Consider the following 14,600-nt stretch of genomic DNA (forward strand, 5'->3'; position numbering starts at 1 on the left):
AGGTTCACCTAGAGTGTTACCTTAGGTGTATCCTAAGGGTGACCTTGAGTTCACCTCGACACACACTCAAGGGGATACATCCTTAGCTCCACCCGATGTAAGTCAGGCTGGCCTAGGGTGTCCCCATACTACTGCTCCTCCGTAATCATCCAAACCTAAGGGTAACCTCAGGCAGCAGCTCTACGGGATAACTAAAGCTGGACCTAAGGCTTCACCTGAGGGTTCCCCTAGCGTTCGCAGAACCTCACGAATGTTTGTTACAAAAATCTGTGCGACCAATCGGATATAGAAGCTTTGCGCGATCCCCCCGTGTACCCCCTCGAAACTGCCCTCTGGATGCACTCAAAGGTCCCAAAGGTCACACTATTGGTCACGGTAAGAGGCTAAGGCGTTGAAAACAAAGGGATAGAAACGGATATTACATCCTTATAAGGTAGGGGGCATAGGGGGAATGCCTAGGGTGTGTTCCGAGTTTGCTAATGTTTAGACGTATCCTTGCAAATCGGTGTAAGGAAGGGCGTCACACCTAAGCACACCAAAGGGCCAACTAATGAGCAACTCTAGCCTACCTTGGCAAACCCTTATCAATCTGTCTGACGCAATGCCTTATGAGCGGCATGAGGTGGAAGCGTTCGGGACATTCCTAAAGAGGGACGATAACAAGGACTATAGGCTAACCGTTGGCATACCTTACCTTAACATCGACGGTCATGCGGTGGGGGAACTCATGAGCCGTGGCTATGCAGTCTATTCATCGGACATGCTAAGCGGCCTTATTGTCGTTGCGAAGCGGGGGACGCCTAAGCGGTTATTCAGACAGGCGGCTATTCGCTTTGAAGTCTGGCAGTGCATCGGGGATGAACCCGCTATGACCTATAAGGCAACAACGGGAAGCCTTAACGAAGGGCTTGAGGTGGGCATTAAGGCGTTACTAGCAGGGGCGATTAACGTGGCTCTAGCGCAATAACCCAGGCATTTGCATAAAAGTTTCTAATGTTTTCAATAGGTTATCATTTTTATCAATGTTTTTTCATTTTACGTATTGCGCAAGCGTAACACTTACGCTAGAACATAATCACCGCAGCGAACAAGGCAGACGCCAAGCGCTGAGGGGCGGACCGGAAGGACCGAGTTCTTTGACAATCGAATCTGTAAGTGGCGACTGCCTCAAGTGAACCCTAGGGGACACATAAGGAAATAGCCACGGGGACAACGAAACCGTGTCCTTAGCAATCTATCTTGCGACAATGAATAACGGAACGATCAAGGCAACTCAGGGGGCTATTGCCCCTTAAGTTTGTCCTTACTCTTACGCTAGCGTAACACTAGTGCAACGGTAAAGACAGACAATCGAAGGGTATGCACCATGCAGCATGTGATTATCGAGAACACGAACAAATGGCGTGTCGATAGCATCGGAAACGGCCTGATGTATGAGTTCACGGATAAAGAGACCGGACAAACTGCATTTCTTCAAGGTGACGATGCAGCGTCATGGCGTGAAGAATACGACGAAGTTTCCGACAGCTACGGAACGCCGTACACACGCCATTCACGGCTAACGTGGAATGAATGCCTCGCTGAACTGTGCGGGGTTTACGTGTGGAACTGACAAAGCGAAACGGTCAGCCCTTAATTGGGCGGCTGTCGTCCTAAGGTCGCGCTTAGGGCCTGATGAGCTAGCGCAATAGGTAAGGCGGGTGGCCCCGTCGATCTAGCCGGAAGCCTCGACGCACAGAGGCACCACTGTAGGGAGATTGAAGCATGTTCACATGGTCAATCACTCTTCGCTTCAGGACAAAGAAAAAGGCCACGGTCTCGATCACCGTAGCCCTCTTCATAACCCTCTAGCAAGGGGCGCTTGGGCTGCAAAGCCTGAGCGTTCCCTACAGATACACCTCATCAAACACTCTAGCAAGCCTTAAGCCGCCGTCTGGGATGACCAGCGGGGTGACTAGGCGCGTCCATAAGGGGTCACACCATGCCGCGCATTTATGCTGCCTGTCTCGCTTCGTACAACAATGGCGTTCTTCATGGCCGCTGGATTGAAGCTTCTAGCGATGTCGATGCAATGCAGGACGAAATCAACGCAATGCTTCGGGGAAGCAAGTACCCTAACGTGACCGTGACGTGTCCCGACTGTGACGGTCACGGGGGCATTATTGCCAGCGGCTGCGACACTTGCAGAGGTGCGGGGGAAGTTCCCAGCGCCGAAGAATGGGCGATGCATGACAGTGAAGACCTGCCGTCCTGCTTTGGGGAATACCCGGGATTACAAGCAATAGCCGATTACGTCGAGTTCCTAGAAGACCACGACGAACACGATGAGGAAGACCTTAAGGCGATCTTTGAGGATTACCGGAATACGGACGATGCGGCGGACGCTATGGAGAACCGCTTCGTGACAATTTGCGCAAGCTTCAAAGATTACTCGGATGACTGTGCGGACGAACATATTTCCTCGCTCACAGCGGACGGCGAAGCTCCCCAGTTCTTAGTCAACTATTTCGATTATGAAGCCTTCGCCCGTGACCTCAAGCACGATTACAACGTGATCGACGTGCCGTCTGGCGTTGCGATCTTCCATCACTGAGGCGACACCCATGATTAAGCAAAAGAAGGTCAAGCAGACCAAAGCAGATTTGCGCCGGAAGGTGGCTGAGTTAACCGCGCAACTTGCAAGCACTTACCATTTTGCCGACGCCGAGCTGCACAAATCGGGCGGGCTTATGGGAAGCGGCGTCTTGCTTCAACTGACTGCCTTAGGCGGTCGCGAAATTATCAATCCCGTTGTCATCCAAGACGGCCTAAGCCCGGCAACTATCGCTGCGATCCGTGCAGACATTGAACGCAGTTTTGAAATTGCCATAGCGTTTAAGCCCGGTAAGGCTAAGAAAACCGAAGCGTGACTAATGGCAACATATGTAGTCCGCCGCTGCGGTATCCAGTGGAAGGTCACCAAGAGGGAACCCGGGTGGCTCTCTCTAATCGGCACCTATCCAACACGTAAAGTCGCCCTTTCAGTTGCCCGAACGTTGGCAGGGAAGGGCGGAACGGTTGAGGACGCCTCACAGCGAAGCGAGGACGCCAAGCAGTGACCTTCACCACCTTCCTAATCATCACCCTTTGTTATTTCTCAGCCACCTGTGCTCCTGCCGCGTGGCTTCTTCTTAAGGATCGACCAAAATGAAGCTTCCACCTATTGAATGCCCAGCCGCCGCTCTCCCTGTGTTCGTGGTCTTGCCGCCTGAGACGCCTGTCTCGACCATCCTTCGTGCAGCAAGGGATTTGATCAGTGTGCCGGACAGGTGGACCAAGTGGGGCTACGGGTTTGAAGTTAAGCCTTTGACTGAGGAACAAGCAGGGGAAACACCGTGGGTGACTGAACCTGAGGCAACCTGCTTTTGCGCTCTAGGAGCAGTACGGAAGGTGACGGGTCGTGCGGATGATTATCAACCCGCTGTTCGTCTTCTAGAGGCTGGTGCTTTCGACGTGGCGGAGTACAACGACCACCCATCGACGACCCACGCTGACGTTCTACGCATGTTTAACCGTGCGATCAGACGTGCAGAGGCGAGGGAAGCCTTAGCTCTTACCCACTGACCGAGCCTTATAAGCAGCCTGAGCCGCCTCAATTTGCCGCTCTAGCTCAGCTCTATTCTTCTCATCAAGCAACCTAAACGGCTCAGGGGTGTGACTTCTGATCACCCTAGCGCCGTGCCTAAGGGTCAACCTCTTGTGGCCCCTTAGTTCCACAGCCTTCTCATAGGCACCAATCCCAATGGTCAGATTGCACGAGGCGGACAGTAACGTCTCAAGCCTGTTGCCGTCATCTGCCCACTGCTCAACGTGGAAACAAAGCTCATCTGTCGTTGCCATTTCAGGTCTCCTTAGGGGTTAGGAACATATACCCACACAGGAGGCTAGGCAAGGAATTTAACCAGTACCGAAAGGACAACCTGAAATGAAAGACCTGCATTCCTTCAAGCGCGGCGACAAGGTTCGCCTAGTGAACACCAACGTCACGCAGAACGCAGCTCCTCGGCTTGATAGAGGCTATTATGACGACATCCTTAGGGGAGCAGAGGGCGAGGTACTGAACGCAAGTCCGCAGCACAGCCTCCTGACAGTCCATTTTAATCAAGGCGGAACCACTGTTTTGCTCCATTGGCGACTTGAAGCTGTCAACGCAGAGGCACCAGCGCCTGTCGTCCCCTCGCTGCCCATGACGAAGGCCGTGCTGGACCTCCTTAAGCAAAAGGGAACGCTCACCTCATTGGAAGCTCAAGGCGTCCTCAGGTGCCGCAGCCTGTCGAAACGCATCAGTGAACTTAAGCAGCTCGGTTGGCCGATCTTCAGGGAAATGAAGTGGGACACCACGGGCCAGCGCTATGCGAGATACAGCTTAGCTCTCTAAACCCTTACAAAAGCGGAGGAAACAGTGAGCAAGCTCCTCGACTTGCCGCCGAAGGAGTTGCGCCGCCGTGCGATCATTGCGCGAGGCGTACTCGATATACATGCAGCCCTCAGAAAATTTCAGGATAGCCCGGCAATGACCATGACTATCCTTGCAGTTGCCTTAGGATGGTATGAAGGCCGACCTTTGGACACCTCAGGGGTGGCGCGTATAGCGTCACTTCCGAGGACGACTGTAACGAGGCATCTTAAAGCGCTGGAGGCCGAGGGCTTCCTTCGCTTCTCACGAACACAGCGTTGGGTCTTTCCGATCCCGCGCAACACAGCAGCTGTGGTCAATGTGTCGGTCTATGATGACCTAGAGTTGATTATTACACGCACAGGACGAGAACTGACCAAACTGGACACATGAAGTGTTGCATTGGTTAACACTTTGTGATGAACGCTGCATCCACGAGACACCTTGTCTGAAAAACTTATCCACACCCGCAGTGACCGGACTTACAAGGCTATCTGAACTTGCACAGGCATTAGGACTAGTTTCCCATTGACCTGAATTTTAACCGAATGATAAAGGTTACCCAAACGTGAACAGAGTGAGAACATTGGAGTTCACCAAGCGTAACCAAAGGAGTACAGAGAAGTGACCGTGCAGTCAGTAAATGCAGGGGGCAACCTTGCTGAAATCATCGGTGCGATAGCCAAGGAAGCTTCGGAAGCAGTGGGGGCATTGCTGAAGAAGGGACAAGGAGCGGACGTTTCCCGTCAGGTTGAAGGGATCGTCAATGGTGCAAAGAGGCTGGACGGCTGGGGCTACGTGTATGAAATCCCAGCCAGTCCATACGCTACACCGAACGTTCCCGAGGGCTACCAAACAGTTCTTGGTTACATGTTCGATCAAAATCCGGGCATTTTCACCTTTGTGAAGAACCCAAAGAACGCATGGAAAGTCGAAGAAGCTTGGCTTCAAGCTGAAGCTGCCAGACGTGGCCTGAAACTGCCGCGTGTCCGATCCCCGAAATATCTCAGTGAACTCGGTCAAAGCGAGTGCTGGGCGTACCCACTAGAGCTGCTCAGGGAGAAGCTCTTCTAGTAGGTCAGCTACCAAACACCCTCATGCTATTGCATTAGTGTTACGCATGAGGGATTAATACGCGGGCGTAAGAGTTCCAGTTTTGTATCTTGTAGGAGAGCAGATATGACCGCATCGAACACCGATCCTAAAGCCGATCAGGCAACGCTAGCGCGAAAGCTGGCGGCTATCCTCGCTCTCTTTCAGGGCGATGATAACACTATGCAGATCAACCTATTAACGACCTTTCTGCACATCAAAGCGAATGGGGAAACACCTCATAAAAAGCTTGAATTGCTCATGGATGCCACCGGCGCATCAGTTTCTCGCAACATCGCGAAGCTGTCCGAAGAGGGCTACAAGAAGCGTGATGGTCAGAGAGACCCGGGAATGGGTTTGGTCAAATCCACAGAAATGTCCAACGACAAATCTGCGAAAGCTGCAACGCTTACGCCAGCCGGTCAGGCTGTGTTCGATGAGTTCGTCCGTATCCTAAGGAGTGGAAATAATGGCAGTTAGAGAACGAGGAAAGGTCTGGCAGGTCGATGTCAGGCTCGGGGATCATGGTCGCCTAAGGCCAACGTTCCCGACTAAGGCTGAAGCCGAGGCGTGGGAGATGGATGCGAAACACGCTCATAAGATGGGCCGTCCGCTTCCTCCGACTGAGACGAACATCACCCAAGGCGGCGGCAGGATCACAACTCTGGGGCAGCTTGTGCCAGAAGTTGAGAAGGCTTGGCAGACCGATGGCGTTACTGCGATCAAGGACCTCTTGCGTAACGTCAAGTGCTTCGTCACTTGGTATGGCGAGAACCGTCATCCGAACGAAGTCGATGAAATCGTCATTGACCGCTATGTGAACTATTTGCGGACCGAGAAGGGCAACTCAGGCTCAACCGTGAACCGCAAAATGTCTGCTGTGCGGGTTCTCCTGAAGAGGGCCAAGCGTTACCGCCTGATCAGCTTCCTTCCTGAGTTCCAGCGTTTCGATGAGACCAAGGGATCGTTGAACTTCCTGAACTTCGGTGAAGAGAACCCGATCCTCGGTAAACTTGAGCACCTCGGCTACGAGGCTCATTACGATCTGGTCTGCTTCTTGCTCGATACAGGTTGCCGCATCAGTGAAGCCTTGAACCTCGAATGGCGAACCGTTCGTGGCGATAGGGTGACCTTTGAGAACCGCAAAAACGGCCAGTTCGGGACTGTCCCTCTGACCAAACGTGCAAGTGAAGCTCTCAAGCGCCGCAAGAAGCTCGGCAAACATCCCGACAAACCATTCGGTGAGTTGACCTACAAGGGCGCTCATGGCGTTCTGCGTCAGGTGTACGCTCAGCTGGGCGGGGAGTTCGCCAAGATTACCCAGCCGTTCCATGTCTACCGTCACTCTTGCGCTAGCCGCTTGGCAATCCGCAACGTGAACGCCAAGAGAATCATGGAGTGGATGGATCACTCGTCTATCATCGTAACGCAGCGTTATATGAAGCTTGCTGTGACCGATCTGGACGAAGCAAAAAATGCCCTTGAAGTGGCCTGAAAGGTTTACACAAGGGAGTTGGTCATTAGGTCTTGAACTTGTGACCAAAGCTGTGACATAAGCTGTGACCACAGCAAGCGGACGTGGTGAAATCGGTATACACAGCAGACTTAAAATCTGCCGCCTTACAATGGCTTGCGGGTTCAAGTCCCGCCGTCCGCACCAACTAGCCCCGGAAGAAAAAAGGACTTAAAATCCGTCGCCTTTTAGGCTTGCGGGTTCAAGTCCCGCCGACCGCACCACCCATTCTCCTAGATAAAACATTACAATTTTACTCAAGTTTATCGTTTCAAGCTTGTTTGCGCTCTCAAAGCCATGTAGCCATGCGCAAATATTGTTATGAATGCAGAAAGCTGACCGATGAACGCCTTCGTTAAAGCCGTAGCTCAAGCTGAAACTGCCATGCGCGCGCTCTTTCCAGAGACGCCCTTGCAGCTCAATGACTATCTTTCACGGAAATACGGCGCGGAAATTTGGCTCAAACGCGAAGATCTGACACCAGTTCGCTCTTATAAAATACGTGGCGCCTTCAACTTCATTTCGCGCGCGGTAAAAACTGCTGACGAAAATGCGGTCTTCGTTTGCGCATCGGCTGGCAATCACGCGCAGGGTTTTGCCTTCGCCTGTCGCCACTTTGGTCGCAAGGGCGTGGTGTTCATGCCTGTAACAACGCCACAGCAAAAAATCGACAAGACCCGTGCTTTCGGTGCGGAATTTATCGAAATCAAGCTCGTCGGCGATATTTTCGATGTTTGCTATGCTGCATCGCAAGAATATGCAGAGGCAAATAAAGGCGTGATGGTGCCGCCATTTGACCATGCAGGCATCATCGAAGGGCAGGCGACTGTTGCGCTCGAAATCGAACGACAGCTGCCGGATGGCAAGAAGCCGGATTTTGTCTTCCTTCCAGTTGGCGGTGGCGGCCTTTCGGGCGGCGTGACACAATATTTCACTGCTCTGGGCTGGAAGACTGCCTATCGCTTCATTGAGCCACAGGGCGCTGCAAGCCTCAAGGGCAGCCTTGAAGCAGGCAAACGTATCAAACTTAGCCAAGTCGATAATTTTGTCGATGGCGCAGCCGTCGCAGAGATCGGCAAGGAAAACTTCAAGCTTCTCAAAGGCTTCGACAAAAATATTGTCGTCACGGTTCCGGAAAATCGCCTCTGTTCAACCATCGTCGAGATGCTGAATATTGAGGGCGTCGTCCTTGAGCCTGCCGGTGCGCTCGGCATTGATGCGCTCAAGGATTTCAAGAAAAGCGAACTCAAAGGCAAGCGCATTGTCATCGTCGTATCCGGCGGCAATTTCGATTTTGAGCGTCTGCCAGACGTGAAGGAACGCGCGCTTCGCTATGAAGGTCTCAAGAAATATTTCATCTTCCGCTTCCCGCAGCGTCCCGGTGCGCTACGCTCATTCCTTGATCTGCTCGGTCCGGAAGATGACGTTGCACGCTTTGAATATCTGAAGAAATCTGCACGCAATTTCGGTTCTGTGCTGATCGGTATTGAAACCAAGGACGCTGCAAACTTCAAAATTCTCGAAAAGAAATTTGCGGAAGCAGGCTGGGCTTATCAGGATATTACCGACAATCAGGTGCTGGCAGATTTCATCATCTGATTGAACTAAAGGCAAAATTCATTTGCTTTTTGGGGCATAATACCCCATATGGCGGCTTAGGCGCATGGGCTGAACAATTTCAGCCTTCCCGGAATCGGACTTGTTGCGTCTCGCCTCTTGCAGTCAGAATGGTCTGATAGCAGGGGAGACCCGACTGGTTTCGGGCACGGCAGCGCAAGTCGACCGGAGTATTCCGGCGTCCCGTCGTACATCCAAGATATTCCCGTTCGGCAAGTTGCGCTTGTCCGAAGTTTTAAAGCGGACCGCAACTTTGCGGTGCCGCCGAAAGAGTTTAAATTGACTACTGAAAACACCGGCGGCTTTGCCGCTCTTGGCGTTACCGGCGTGTTGCTCAAAGGCGTTGAAGCTGCTGGCATGACCGAGCCAAAGCCGATCCAGACACAGGCTATTCCGCACCAGCTGGAAGGTCGCGACATTCTGGGTATCGCACAGACCGGCTCTGGCAAAACCGCTGCATTCAGCTTGCCGATCCTGCAGAAAATCATCGCACTTGGTGACAAGCGCAAGGGCAAGACCGCACGCGCGCTGATCCTCGCACCAACTCGCGAATTGGCCGTGCAGATTGAAGAAACAATCCGCACTGTCGCCAAGCAGGCCCATATCTCCACCGCACTTGTTCTCGGCGGCGTGTCACGCCTGAGCCAGATCAAGCGTATGCAGGGTGGCGTGGACGTTCTTATTGCAACGCCGGGTCGTCTGACCGATCTGGTCCGCGAAAACTGCGTCGATCTGTCGGAAACCCGCTGGCTGGTTCTCGATGAAGCTGACCGTATGCTCGACATGGGCTTCATCAACGATGTGAAGCGCATTGCCAAGGGCACGCACAAGAACCGTCAGACAGCACTTTTCTCGGCAACCATGCCAAAGGAAATCGCTGCACTCGCTCAGAGCCTGCTGCGCGATCCAATTCGCGTTGAAGTTGCTCCACAGGGTACGACAGCTGCTGAAATCACGCAGGTCGTGCATCCTGTTCCAACCAAGGAAAAACGCCGTCTGCTTTCCGGACTTCTGGGCGACAAGGGCATGAAGTCGGTCATCGTCTTCACCCGCACCAAGCATGGTGCAGATGCGGTTGTGCGTCATCTCGAACGTGATGGCTTCGACGTTGCTGCGATCCACGGCAATAAATCCCAGAATGCCCGTCAGCGCGCGCTGAACGGCTTCCGTGATGGCACATTGCGCATTCTGGTTGCGACCGACATCGCCGCACGCGGTATTGACGTTCCGGGCATCAGCCACGTCGTCAACTACGATCTGCCGGATGAGCCTGAAACCTACGTACACCGTATTGGCCGTACCGGTCGTAACGGCGCAAGCGGTGCTTCGATCACGCTTTACGATGCAGCAACAGAAGATTCGAAGCTGCGCGCGGTTGAACGCGTTACGCGTAACAAGCTGACCATCAAGGAAGCTCCGGTTAAGCTTGCACCAGCACCGGCTCCAAAGTTCGATGATGCAGAAGACCGGCCACGTTCGGACCGCAAGCCAGGTTCGCACTCTGTGCCGCAGAAGCATCGCCGTCCTGCAAACAAGATGGCAAAGTCTGGCGAACATCGTTCGGGCCAGACTTCCCAAGGTTCAAAGCCTGCAGGTGCAGAAGGCGCAGCAAAGCCAAAGCGTCCATTCCATCGCAAACGTCGTCCAGGTGGCGGCGGTGGCGGCCAACGCGCTGCTTAATCGCAGCACTACTTTTTCTAAAAGCCGCCCTTAACGGGGCGGTTTTTTCGTTTTAGCTGGATTGGTGAGTTAGTCCTTGCAATTTCAATTGGAAAATTATTCCCCGCTTGCTTGAAGAACGTCGTGCTTCCACATAGTTTCCTGTCAACCAGAAGGAACGGAAGCCATGCTCAATTCGGCACTCGATGCTATCGGCAATACACCACTGATCCGCTTGAAAAAGGCTTCTGAAATCACTGGTTGCGAAATCTACGGCAAGGCCGAATTTCTCAATCCCGGACAGTCGGTCAAGGACCGCGCAGCGCTTTACATCATCCGTGATGCCGAAAAACGCGGACTGCTCAAGCCCGGCGGCGTTATTGTTGAAGGTACAGCAGGAAACACCGGCATCGGTCTTACTTTTGTTGCCAAGGCGCTTGGCTATCGCACCGTTATTGTTATTCCGGAAACCCAAAGCCAGGAAAAGAAGGATGCACTGCGCCTTCTAGGTGCTGAACTGATTGAGGTTCCTGCCGCGCCTTATCGCAATCCGAACAATTATGTGCGTCTTTCCGGGCGTCTGGCCGAGCAACTCGCCAAAACCGAACCCAATGGCGCAATCTGGGCCAATCAGTTCGATAATGTTGCCAATCGCATCGCACATATTGAAACGACAGCGCAGGAAATCTGGCGTGATACCAATGGCAAGGTCGATGGCTTCGTTTCGGCTGTAGGTTCAGGTGGCACACTTGCAGGCACTGCATTCGGCCTCAAGGATAAGAATGCGGATATCAAGATCGCTCTCGCTGATCCGCATGGTGCAGCGCTTTATTCCTTCTACACCACGGGCGAATTGAAATCAGAAGGTGATTCCATCACTGAAGGCATCGGGCAGGGGCGCATCACGGCCAATCTCGAAGGTTTCATACCCGATTTTTCCTACCGTGTTGGCGATGCTGATGCGCTCGATATTCTGTTTGATCTGGTGCAGGAGGAAGGACTTTGCTTGGGCGGTTCTTCGGGCATCAATATTGCCGGTGCAATCCGCCTTGCAAAAGATCTCGGGCCGGGCCACACAATCGTGACCGTGCTTTGCGACTATGGTAATCGTTACCAGTCCAAGCTGTTCAACCCTGCTTTCCTGCGCGGCAAAGATCTGCCTGTGCCGGGTTGGTTGGAAACGAAAACTGATGTTCACATACCGTACGAGGGATAATCATGGCATACGAGACTGAAGCTCTGTTCCGCGAAGATGCATATCTTTCAACCGCGGAGGGTTCGGTCATTGCCCTGACAGATACCGGCGGGATTATTCTTAATCAGACAAATTTTTATGCCACTTCCGGCGGTCAGCCGGGAGATACCGGCTTTTTTGAGCGTGCCGATGGCTCACGTATTGAAATTGCTGCAACCGTGACCGGTGAAAGCAAAAATGAAATCGTCCATGTGCCTGCCGAAGGGCAGGCGCTCCCTGCTATTGGTGAGAAGCTGGTTCTGCATATCAATTGGGAGCGCCGCTACAAGCTGATGCGTATGCATACAGCCTGCCATCTTCTTTCTGTCGCTTGCCCGTTTCCAATCACCGGTGCTGCGGTTGGTGAAGAGGAAAGCCGTGTCGATTTCGATCTTCCTGATGCGAGCTACACCAAGGAATCCGTTACCGAAAAACTCATGGAAATGGTGAAAGCCAATGATCCAGTTACGCTTCGCTGGATCAGCGACGAAGAGTTTCTGGCCAATCCGGATATTGTGAAGTCGAAGAACGTGCGCCCACCTGTGGGTGCAGGCCGTCTTCGTCTGGTGGTTATCGGCGAAAATGGTTCGGTGGATTCGCAACCTTGCGGCGGAACACACGTTTCTGAAACGCAGGAAGTGGGTGAAATCCACATCGGCAAAATCGAAAAGAAGGGCAAGGAAAACCGCCGCTTCCGCATTCGATTTGGCAATGCACCATTAGTTTAAGTTCAGGAGCAATCATGTCCGACAAAAGCGCATTTGTTATCTCCCGCGATGATCTGAAAGCTCGTCTGGGCGAGCCGGGTCTCGCAATCGTGGATGCATCCTGGTATTTGCCCGCAGCCGGTCGCAATGGGCGCGATGAATATGATGCAGCACACATTCCGGGCGCAGTTTTCTTTGATCAGGATGTGATTGCAGACAAGGATTCGGGTCTCCCGCATACTTTGCCATCGCCGGAGCTTTTTGCGCGCCATGTAGGTGCAATGGGCATTACGGCGGATGAAACCATTGTGGTCTATGACGGCCCCGGCATGTTTTCCGCACCGCGTGTCTGGTGGATGTTCCGCGTGATGGGTGTGAAGAACGTTCTGGTTCTCGATGGCGGTTTTGATGGTTGGAAGGCAGCAAACTTCCCCGTCACGGATGAAGTCACAAAAATTGCTGCAACACTTTTCACGCCTTCATTCAATGCGTCAAAGGTCGTTGATTTTGCCGAAATGAGCAAAATCGTGGATGGACGCAGCTCTCAGATTGCTGATGCGCGTGCCGCAGGCCGTTTCACAGGCCGCGATGCAGAACCGCGTGAAGGTATGCGTTCCGGCCACATGCCGGGCGCTCGCAACGTTCCGGTCGGTTCCCTGTCTGAAAACGGTCAGCTGAAAAGCCTCGACAGCCTTCGCGAAATCTTCGCCAGTGCCGGTGTAGACCTCAATAAACCAGTCGTCACCAGCTGCGGTTCCGGCGTGACCGCTGCCGTTATCACCCTGGCATTGACCTCGCTTGGCCATGAAGACAATCGGCTTTATGATGGCTCATGGAGTGAATGGGGCAGCAGGCAGGATACGCCTGTAGTGACCGGCGAAGCAGAATAAGCATGACTGAAAAAATGATGGCCAGAGTGACCCATCTGGAAATGACAGCGCGTCCTGCGCTGTCGGTTCCGGTTCCCTCCAGCCTGCGCCTTGCCATAATGCGCTCGACCGAAATGCCGGTGCATTTCTATCGCTATCTCTACGAACAGGTTGGACGCCAGCATCACTGGATGATGCGTCGCGTGCAGAGCGATGCGGAAGTGGCCGAGGCTATTCACGCTGAAACTGCCGAGATTCACGTTCTTTACGCTGACGGCAACCCGGCTGGCCTTCTCGAACTGGATTTGTCTGCATTACCTGAAACGGCTGAAATTCTCTATTTCGGCTTGGTTCCCGACTATCAGGGCAGGGGATTGGGTAAGTTCTTCCTCAATGAAGCAATTTCCACGGCCTGGTCCCATAGCCCGCAGAAAGTGGCTATCCACACCAACACGCTCGATAGCCCGCGTGCATTACAGCTTTATCAAAGGATGGGATTTGTGCCTGTCGGCTGGTCCGAAGAAGAAGTCACGCCCTGGGACTAAATTATCCGCGCGCGACTTCGCGTCCGTTGGTGATCGAAACGACGGACGCACTCGTAATACGACCGCTTTCTTCATCAAAGACGACGCAATTTCGACCGCGCTGCTTGGCCATATAAAGGCAACGATCAGCGCGGCTTAACACCTGCGAGTTGGTTTCATTCTTCGGTGCAGACGCCACACCGATACTGATCGTCAGTGGATATACCTGATATTCAGTAGCGTGGAATGGTGTGTTCTCTACTTCCGCGCGTATTCTCTGTGCGACACGAATACCGGTTTCCCCCGTTGCACCCGGAAGAAAAACGCAGAATTCTTCGCCGCCAATACGCCCTACGAGATCGCCTTTACGCGTCACATTCTGCAGTGCAAAAGCAATCAGCTTGAGTGCGCGATCACCAACGCTATGCCCAAACGTATCATTGATCGCTTTGAAGTGATCGGCATCAATAACGAGAAGCGTCCCGCTTTCAATACGTGAACGGCTGATCTTCATCGCATCAAACAATGCTTCGCGGTTGAGCAGCCCGGTCATGTGATCGACGCGCGAGCGCGCCTGCAGCTCACTATGCGCTTTTTCAAGCTGCGTATAGGCTTCACCAAGTTTGCTATGCTGCAGAAAAATATAGAGAAGTGAAGGGAAGGCCGTGGCCAATGGGATAGCGGCGCTAAGGCTGATAGCAATAACGCCCGGCATCGATCCGGAAAAGAATCCGACGGCTAAACTGGAGCCAACGGAAAACAGCACAACAGACAACGTTATCAACGCTGCCTTCCATAAAGCTGCCTTCATGCCGATGAACTCCCCCAAACCCCGATGAAGATGTTTTTAGGTGCCTGTCTCTGAACCCTCTGTGAACAGGCCTGATCGCCGTGGGCCTTATAGGCCGAACATTTTAGCGATTAAAGGCATGTTCCTGCACTTATGCAAT

18 protein-coding genes, 1 tRNA gene and 1 other RNA gene are annotated in these 14,600 nt (G+C 53.0%); 18 read left to right on the top strand and 2 right to left on the bottom strand.

Annotated elements, in window-relative coordinates; all coding sequences use genetic code 11:
- Positions 1-550: 550 nt before the first annotated feature.
- From KMS41_05160 to KMS41_05185, 6 genes are all read left to right on the top strand, one after another.
- Entirely contained in the window at positions 551-967 is a 417-nt protein-coding gene (locus KMS41_05160) for a hypothetical protein (protein QWK78624.1), read from the top strand.
- Between the two features lie 399 nt (positions 968-1,366).
- A complete protein-coding gene (locus KMS41_05165; GenBank protein QWK78625.1) occupies positions 1,367-1,612 on the top strand; it encodes a hypothetical protein in 246 nt (81 codons plus the stop codon).
- Between the two features lie 2 nt (positions 1,613-1,614).
- Positions 1,615-1,689: hammerhead ribozyme type II (locus KMS41_05170), an RNA gene on the top strand.
- Between the two features lie 292 nt (positions 1,690-1,981).
- Entirely contained in the window at positions 1,982-2,593 is a 612-nt protein-coding gene (locus tag KMS41_05175; protein ID QWK78626.1) for an antirestriction protein ArdA, read from the top strand.
- A 10-nt stretch (positions 2,594-2,603) separates the two neighbouring features.
- Positions 2,604-2,909, top strand: coding sequence for a hypothetical protein (locus KMS41_05180; protein ID QWK78627.1), 306 nt, complete (start codon positions 2,604-2,606; stop codon positions 2,907-2,909).
- 277 nt (positions 2,910-3,186) lie between these two features.
- Positions 3,187-3,603 carry a hypothetical protein gene (locus KMS41_05185; GenBank protein ID QWK78628.1) on the top strand — a complete coding sequence of 139 codons (417 nt, stop codon included), beginning with the start codon at positions 3,187-3,189 and terminating at the stop codon, positions 3,601-3,603.
- Here KMS41_05185 and KMS41_05190 read toward each other — a convergent pair.
- Positions 3,586-3,879, bottom strand: coding sequence for a hypothetical protein (locus KMS41_05190; protein QWK78629.1), 294 nt, complete (start codon positions 3,877-3,879; stop codon positions 3,586-3,588). The two genes, KMS41_05185 and KMS41_05190, sit on opposite strands and share 18 nt — an antisense overlap.
- An 85-nt stretch (positions 3,880-3,964) precedes the next feature.
- Between KMS41_05190 and KMS41_05195 the strand changes: the two genes are divergently transcribed.
- From KMS41_05195 to KMS41_05250, 12 genes are all read left to right on the top strand, one after another.
- A complete protein-coding gene (locus tag KMS41_05195; protein QWK78630.1) occupies positions 3,965-4,417 on the top strand; it encodes a helix-turn-helix domain-containing protein in 453 nt (150 codons plus the stop codon).
- A gap of 24 nt (positions 4,418-4,441) precedes the next feature.
- Entirely contained in the window at positions 4,442-4,828 is a 387-nt protein-coding gene (locus KMS41_05200; GenBank protein QWK78631.1) for a helix-turn-helix domain-containing protein, read from the top strand.
- A gap of 231 nt (positions 4,829-5,059) precedes the next feature.
- Complete coding sequence (locus KMS41_05205) at positions 5,060-5,509, top strand: hypothetical protein (protein QWK78632.1); 450 nt, start codon at positions 5,060-5,062, stop codon at positions 5,507-5,509.
- 105 nt (positions 5,510-5,614) lie between these two features.
- Positions 5,615-6,007, top strand: coding sequence for a MarR family winged helix-turn-helix transcriptional regulator (locus KMS41_05210; protein ID QWK78633.1), 393 nt, complete (start codon positions 5,615-5,617; stop codon positions 6,005-6,007).
- Positions 5,997-7,022, top strand: coding sequence for a tyrosine-type recombinase/integrase (locus tag KMS41_05215; protein QWK78634.1), 1,026 nt, complete (start codon positions 5,997-5,999; stop codon positions 7,020-7,022). The genes KMS41_05210 and KMS41_05215 overlap by 11 nt, the downstream gene beginning before the upstream one ends.
- Positions 7,023-7,099: 77 nt before the next feature.
- Positions 7,100-7,187: transfer RNA gene (locus KMS41_05220), tRNA-Leu, on the top strand.
- A gap of 195 nt (positions 7,188-7,382) precedes the next feature.
- The gene (gene ilvA / locus KMS41_05225; GenBank protein ID QWK78635.1) at positions 7,383-8,639 is read left to right on the top strand and encodes a threonine ammonia-lyase IlvA; all 1,257 of its coding nucleotides are present in this window, start codon (positions 7,383-7,385) and stop codon (positions 8,637-8,639) included.
- A 297-nt stretch (positions 8,640-8,936) separates the two neighbouring features.
- Positions 8,937-10,337 carry a DEAD/DEAH box helicase gene (locus KMS41_05230; protein QWK78636.1) on the top strand — a complete coding sequence of 467 codons (1,401 nt, stop codon included), beginning with the start codon at positions 8,937-8,939 and terminating at the stop codon, positions 10,335-10,337.
- A gap of 166 nt (positions 10,338-10,503) precedes the next feature.
- Positions 10,504-11,532 (top strand): cysteine synthase A, encoded by a 1,029-nt coding sequence (locus KMS41_05235; protein QWK78637.1) that lies wholly within the window; start codon positions 10,504-10,506, stop codon positions 11,530-11,532.
- Positions 11,533-11,534: 2 nt separating this feature from the next.
- Positions 11,535-12,278: an alanyl-tRNA editing protein gene (locus KMS41_05240; GenBank protein ID QWK78638.1), complete on the top strand. Its 744-nt coding sequence runs from the start codon at positions 11,535-11,537 to the stop codon at positions 12,276-12,278.
- A gap of 14 nt (positions 12,279-12,292) precedes the next feature.
- Positions 12,293-13,147: a 3-mercaptopyruvate sulfurtransferase gene (gene sseA, locus KMS41_05245; GenBank protein ID QWK78639.1), complete on the top strand. Its 855-nt coding sequence runs from the start codon at positions 12,293-12,295 to the stop codon at positions 13,145-13,147.
- Between the two features lie 2 nt (positions 13,148-13,149).
- Positions 13,150-13,671, top strand: coding sequence for a GNAT family N-acetyltransferase (locus KMS41_05250; GenBank protein ID QWK78640.1), 522 nt, complete (start codon positions 13,150-13,152; stop codon positions 13,669-13,671).
- Position 13,672: 1 nt separating this feature from the next.
- Here KMS41_05250 and KMS41_05255 read toward each other — a convergent pair whose 3' ends face one another.
- Positions 13,673-14,461 carry a GGDEF domain-containing protein gene (locus tag KMS41_05255; protein QWK78641.1) on the bottom strand — a complete coding sequence of 263 codons (789 nt, stop codon included), beginning with the start codon at positions 14,459-14,461 and terminating at the stop codon, positions 13,673-13,675.
- Positions 14,462-14,600: the final 139 nt, after the last annotated feature.

Source organism: Ochrobactrum sp. BTU1, assembly GCA_018798825.1.
Classification (GTDB): domain Bacteria; phylum Pseudomonadota; class Alphaproteobacteria; order Rhizobiales; family Rhizobiaceae; genus Brucella.

Coding starts and splice junctions, on each gene's coding strand:
- KMS41_05240 (QWK78638.1), top strand. CDS start 11,535: ATGGCATACGAGACTGAAGCTCTGTTCCGCGAAGATGCATATCTTTCA.
- KMS41_05175 (QWK78626.1), top strand. CDS start 1,982: ATGCCGCGCATTTATGCTGCCTGTCTCGCTTCGTACAACAATGGCGTT.
- KMS41_05235 (QWK78637.1), top strand. CDS start 10,504: ATGCTCAATTCGGCACTCGATGCTATCGGCAATACACCACTGATCCGC.
- KMS41_05185 (QWK78628.1), top strand. CDS start 3,187: ATGAAGCTTCCACCTATTGAATGCCCAGCCGCCGCTCTCCCTGTGTTC.
- KMS41_05210 (QWK78633.1), top strand. CDS start 5,615: ATGACCGCATCGAACACCGATCCTAAAGCCGATCAGGCAACGCTAGCG.
- KMS41_05255 (QWK78641.1), bottom strand. CDS start 14,461: ATGAAGGCAGCTTTATGGAAGGCAGCGTTGATAACGTTGTCTGTTGTG.
- KMS41_05215 (QWK78634.1), top strand. CDS start 5,997: ATGGCAGTTAGAGAACGAGGAAAGGTCTGGCAGGTCGATGTCAGGCTC.
- ilvA (QWK78635.1), top strand. CDS start 7,383: ATGAACGCCTTCGTTAAAGCCGTAGCTCAAGCTGAAACTGCCATGCGC.
- KMS41_05165 (QWK78625.1), top strand. CDS start 1,367: ATGCAGCATGTGATTATCGAGAACACGAACAAATGGCGTGTCGATAGC.
- KMS41_05160 (QWK78624.1), top strand. CDS start 551: ATGAGCAACTCTAGCCTACCTTGGCAAACCCTTATCAATCTGTCTGAC.
- KMS41_05250 (QWK78640.1), top strand. CDS start 13,150: ATGACTGAAAAAATGATGGCCAGAGTGACCCATCTGGAAATGACAGCG.
- KMS41_05195 (QWK78630.1), top strand. CDS start 3,965: ATGAAAGACCTGCATTCCTTCAAGCGCGGCGACAAGGTTCGCCTAGTG.
- KMS41_05190 (QWK78629.1), bottom strand. CDS start 3,879: ATGGCAACGACAGATGAGCTTTGTTTCCACGTTGAGCAGTGGGCAGAT.
- sseA (QWK78639.1), top strand. CDS start 12,293: ATGTCCGACAAAAGCGCATTTGTTATCTCCCGCGATGATCTGAAAGCT.
- KMS41_05180 (QWK78627.1), top strand. CDS start 2,604: ATGATTAAGCAAAAGAAGGTCAAGCAGACCAAAGCAGATTTGCGCCGG.